The following is a 3,935-nucleotide window of genomic DNA, read 5'->3' on the forward strand; positions in this document are numbered from 1 at the left end:
TCGGAAATATCGTTGGTCCAAAAGGTGCGGGTGCCGCGGTGCAAACCACTACCAAGCTTTCTAAAGTAGGTAAAGTGGTTGAAAGCGGAACAGCTGCTACTCATGTCAATAAAGGAATAAACAAAGGCAAAGCTTACATCAATTCTATTATTAGAAATAAGAATGATCTTGCACTGGTTGGGATTGCACAAGACGTCGAGAATACGTTTAACGCAAAAAATACTCCTCTCCTAAAAAGTATGATTGAAGATAAAAAAGAGAGTGTTCTCAGAAGATCTGAACGTTCTAACAGTAAGGATACGGGTAAATATAATACGGGAACAATGAAACACATTTACCATGGTGAAATTAATAGACGCGGTAAAGCGGTTGGATATCATCATGAAAGTATGATGGGTGGAAAAATTATACCTGGATCCGAGAAAACACCTGATAAAAATGGTGTCTATGAAGCCAATGTTGAAATAAGTGGGAAGAGAAAAATAGCCAAATCTAGTTTTTTTCCAAAGGAATGGAATCGTGTAGATGTGTTAAAGGCTATTGATGAAGCGTATCAAAATAAAAAAAAGATAGGTGCTAATAAGTTTATAGGTGAAAATTCAACAGGAATTAAAATAGAAATGTTCTTAAATAAGGATGGTTCAATAGCTACTGCTTATCCTTTGTATAATAAATAGCATAGAAGGTGATAAACAAGATGAGGTATTCATATGAATTTAAAAAAGATCCATTTGGTATCACAAGAATAATACTACCGGAAAAATTAACTGTTTTCTCAGACGTTTTTGAGGATATTTCAACAAAAGAGGAAGCAGACGAGTATATTGGATACGTTAAGAAGGTTTTAACAGGAGATTATGAAGACTTTGAAATTACGTTGAATGCTACAAGTATAAAAATTAAGAAAAACATGACAATAGCTGAGCATCACTACCGGGTTGATGAGCCTTTTGAAAGTATTATAGAAACTGATGAGTTTTTAGAGTTGATTTTAATATGGAAAAAGACGATAGAATAGATAATTGGAGATTGAAGATATAATTACTAAGCGCTTGATTGTCTTTTTAGGCAACAAGTGCTTTTTGTTTTTTGTAAGAATATCATGCATTGAACAACATAAAATTTCTAAGTGAAATTCATAACTCATGATGGTAGTACCATCAAATGGTTTAGGAGTTCGTCTCATAAATGAAGAAGTAGAAGAGGTAGGTTATCAAGATGTTGCGATTTAATTATCGCTATTTGCTAGTCAACATATAAAAGATAAAGGCCCCATTTTAGAGAGGACCTTTTTAGATCACTTCAATTTTGCTTCAATTTCCGCCTTAGTTTTCGGACCGTAGATACCGTCAGGCGTCAATCCGTTCATCTTTTGGAATCTTTCTACTGCATTTGCTGTTTTCGGACCATAAACGCCATCAATGCCGTTATTCTTCGCCCCTTTATCTGGATAGAAATAAAGAGTTGCCAGAGCAATTTGAATTCGCCTTACGTCATCCCCTTTTCGCATAGGGCTTGTTACTTTATAAATGTCAGAAGGCAGCGCATAGGACGTTTTTTTGCTGCTTGGTTTAGGGCTCGAAGTGCTTGAGCCTGTGAGCTTTAATACTTGGCCGACCTTTATCAAGTTCGGATTCTTGATACCGTTCAACCTTTGCAGGGTTGCCATACTTATGCCTGTTTTCTGTGCAATGACAGAAAGAGCATCACCTTTCTTCACGGTGTACGTCGCCCCGTTAGCCTTTGTTTTCGTTTTCGTAGTAGAAGGTGCTTTTTTACCACCAAGGCGTTCTAATTCTGCAGCAATGGCCGCCATCACTTGTGCCCATCTTCCCTCAGATAAAATACGGTGCGGGCAATACTTGCCGTTCCAGTCTTGATGCTTTCGTACACGATCAATCCCCCAGCCGCGTTCTTTAAGCAGCTGCGCCACAAACTTAATGGCCAGCGCTTCAGCTTTTTTATACCGTGCGCCCTCTGACTTACTGTAGCAGATTTCAACGCCGATAGACTTACGGTTCCCGGTGCCGTATGTGCCATCCCCTGTGTGCCATGCATTGCGATCTGTCGGAATGCCCTGCCGCACCTCTTTGTCATCTACTGCAAAATGAAAGCTTGTTGAATTTGTGTTGTTGATCATGTAACTGATCTCATTGGCAGCTGATATTTTATCGGTGTATTTAGAGCAATAAAAAAAGCACCTTTTTATACAGAGTGCTTTTCAGTAGTTTCAAATATAATGCCAACCCCATATAAATCCTGAATGCTGCTTAATTGCATTGCACATTCTCTCAAATCTCCAACTTCAATAATTAAACTTTCTTTTCCAGACGGGTTACTTGCTATGATTCGGTATTCTTTTTGAGCCTCAAAATATTTCCGCTTATAAAAAAGTGGTTTATAATTAGTTTTTTTACTTCTTCATCAGTCAACGGATATGTAGAGTATTCATCAAGATATTTAACTGTGTCAGCTATATATCTAATTCCCTCTTTTGAAGTTTTTTTATTTAATCTATCAAAGAAAAGCTTGTGATCGTGAATTATTATAGGGATTCTACCTTCAAACTCTTTAGCTAAACCCTCAATTATCGAAGGTTTTATCTTATAAATCGCCTCTTCATTTTCAATTTTCAAATCATCAGCTAAATATAAATCATCTAAACTATAGCTAATAGCAGTAAAACAAGAAAGCATAAGTGACCTAATTGATTCATTTGTCTGAATCATAAACCCTCTTTTAGTAGGAAGAACAAACTTCTCACCCTTATACTCTATCATCAATATGCTTTTCTCAGTATCAAGATGTCTAAAAAGGGCACCTTCATATTTATCTCCAATTCCTTTAATTTTTTCACTCTTTTCTAAATCGATAAAATAACCAGTGTTCATAAAAAAAATGAACCATCCAAAAAGCCATTAACATGATCAGGTTGCTCTTTCCTATTTTCTGCTTGAATTTTTAGTGATCTATACGTTTTCAGTTCTTTAATTACAAGGTTACGTACTTCCTTTTCATTCACCTCAGGAAGAAATGATAATTGTTTAATTACTTGCATAAATTCACTCCTTTTAAAATTAAAATAGACATCTGATATCAGTATTAAACTGAATTCAAATGTCCTCGATTTTACTTATTTTCATATAAATTATATATTCTGAATGCCTTTTCAACTGTATCATGGAAGCCTGGAACACATTCATCTTCTCTCAATTCATATATTTTATCTTTTTCAATCCACTTTATTTCAGAATGTATTTCTTTATTATAACTAAGTTCTTCGTCTTGATTTAATATTTCAGCAACAAATAAAATGCCAGGCACAACCCTCTTTAATAACGAATCTGATGTGTTAGTTGCTGATGCAATTGGCAACATGCTTTACAGTGAACATTTAAAATTGGGGGCTAATTAACCCAAATGTCCCCAATCCATCCCCAAATAAAAAAAGACAAAAAAAATAACAGTTCCATATCTCACGGAAACTGTATAAGATCAACGTATTTTAGATAAGCTTCCAAGCGGGCTCGAACCGCTGACCTCTTCCTTACCATGGAAGTGCTCTACCTGCTGAGCTATGGAAGCAATGGCTCCGCAGGTAGGACTCGAACCTACGACCGATCGGTTAACAGCCGATAGCTCTACCACTGAGCTACTGCGGAATAATATAAGCTTCATAAACAAACATGGTAGATATGAAAAATCTGCTTGGCGGCGTCCTACTCTCACAGGGGGAAACCCCCGACTACCATCGGCGCTGAAGAGCTTAACTTCCGTGTTCGGCATGGGAACGGGTGTGACCTCTTCGCTATCGCCACCAAACAAATGCCTTCAGGATGAAGGTACTGGGCGTTTCTCACAGGATGTGAGAGCCCTTAGCGGAGTTTCCTTGCTTTTCCGCCTAGAGAGTGTTCTCTCAAAACTAGATAACAGAT

Annotated in this window: 4 protein-coding genes, 2 tRNA genes, 1 rRNA gene and 2 pseudogenes; 2 read left to right on the top strand and 7 right to left on the bottom strand. The window is 37.1% G+C overall.

Annotated features, from left to right (window positions below):
* Positions 1-677, top strand: a 677-nt coding sequence (locus BTW01_RS18335) for an EndoU domain-containing protein (protein ID WP_238391384.1), incomplete at its 5' end; no start/stop codon positions are given.
* 20 nt (positions 678-697) lie between these two features.
* Positions 698-1,018: a tRNA-Val4 gene (locus BTW01_RS01155; protein WP_162101216.1), complete on the top strand. Its 321-nt coding sequence runs from the start codon at positions 698-700 to the stop codon at positions 1,016-1,018.
* A 279-nt stretch (positions 1,019-1,297) separates the two neighbouring features.
* Here the strand turns inward: BTW01_RS01155 and BTW01_RS01160 are convergent.
* The 7 genes and pseudogenes from BTW01_RS01160 to rrf form a co-directional block, all read right to left on the bottom strand.
* A pseudogene (locus tag BTW01_RS01160) lies at positions 1,298-2,164 on the bottom strand (peptidoglycan-binding protein); the annotation flags it as partial.
* A gap of 178 nt (positions 2,165-2,342) precedes the next feature.
* Positions 2,343-2,891 (bottom strand): hypothetical protein, encoded by a 549-nt coding sequence (locus BTW01_RS01165; RefSeq protein ID WP_162101217.1) that lies wholly within the window; start codon positions 2,889-2,891, stop codon positions 2,343-2,345.
* 35 nt (positions 2,892-2,926) lie between these two features.
* Positions 2,927-3,058, bottom strand: a pseudogene (locus BTW01_RS01170) (ArpU family transcriptional regulator); the annotation flags it as partial.
* A 71-nt stretch (positions 3,059-3,129) separates the two neighbouring features.
* Entirely contained in the window at positions 3,130-3,375 is a 246-nt protein-coding gene (locus tag BTW01_RS01175; RefSeq protein ID WP_162101218.1) for a hypothetical protein, read from the bottom strand.
* A gap of 137 nt (positions 3,376-3,512) precedes the next feature.
* Positions 3,513-3,585: transfer RNA gene (locus tag BTW01_RS01180), tRNA-Thr, on the bottom strand.
* Between the two features lie 2 nt (positions 3,586-3,587).
* A tRNA-Asn gene (locus tag BTW01_RS01185) sits at positions 3,588-3,662 on the bottom strand.
* A gap of 44 nt (positions 3,663-3,706) precedes the next feature.
* Positions 3,707-3,822 (bottom strand): 5S ribosomal RNA (rrf, locus tag BTW01_RS01190).
* Between the last annotated feature and the right edge of the window lie 113 nt (positions 3,823-3,935).

It is taken from the genome of Bacillus sp. SKDU12 (genome assembly GCF_010093085.1).
Classification (GTDB): Bacteria; Bacillota; Bacilli; order Bacillales; family Bacillaceae; genus Bacillus; species Bacillus mexicanus.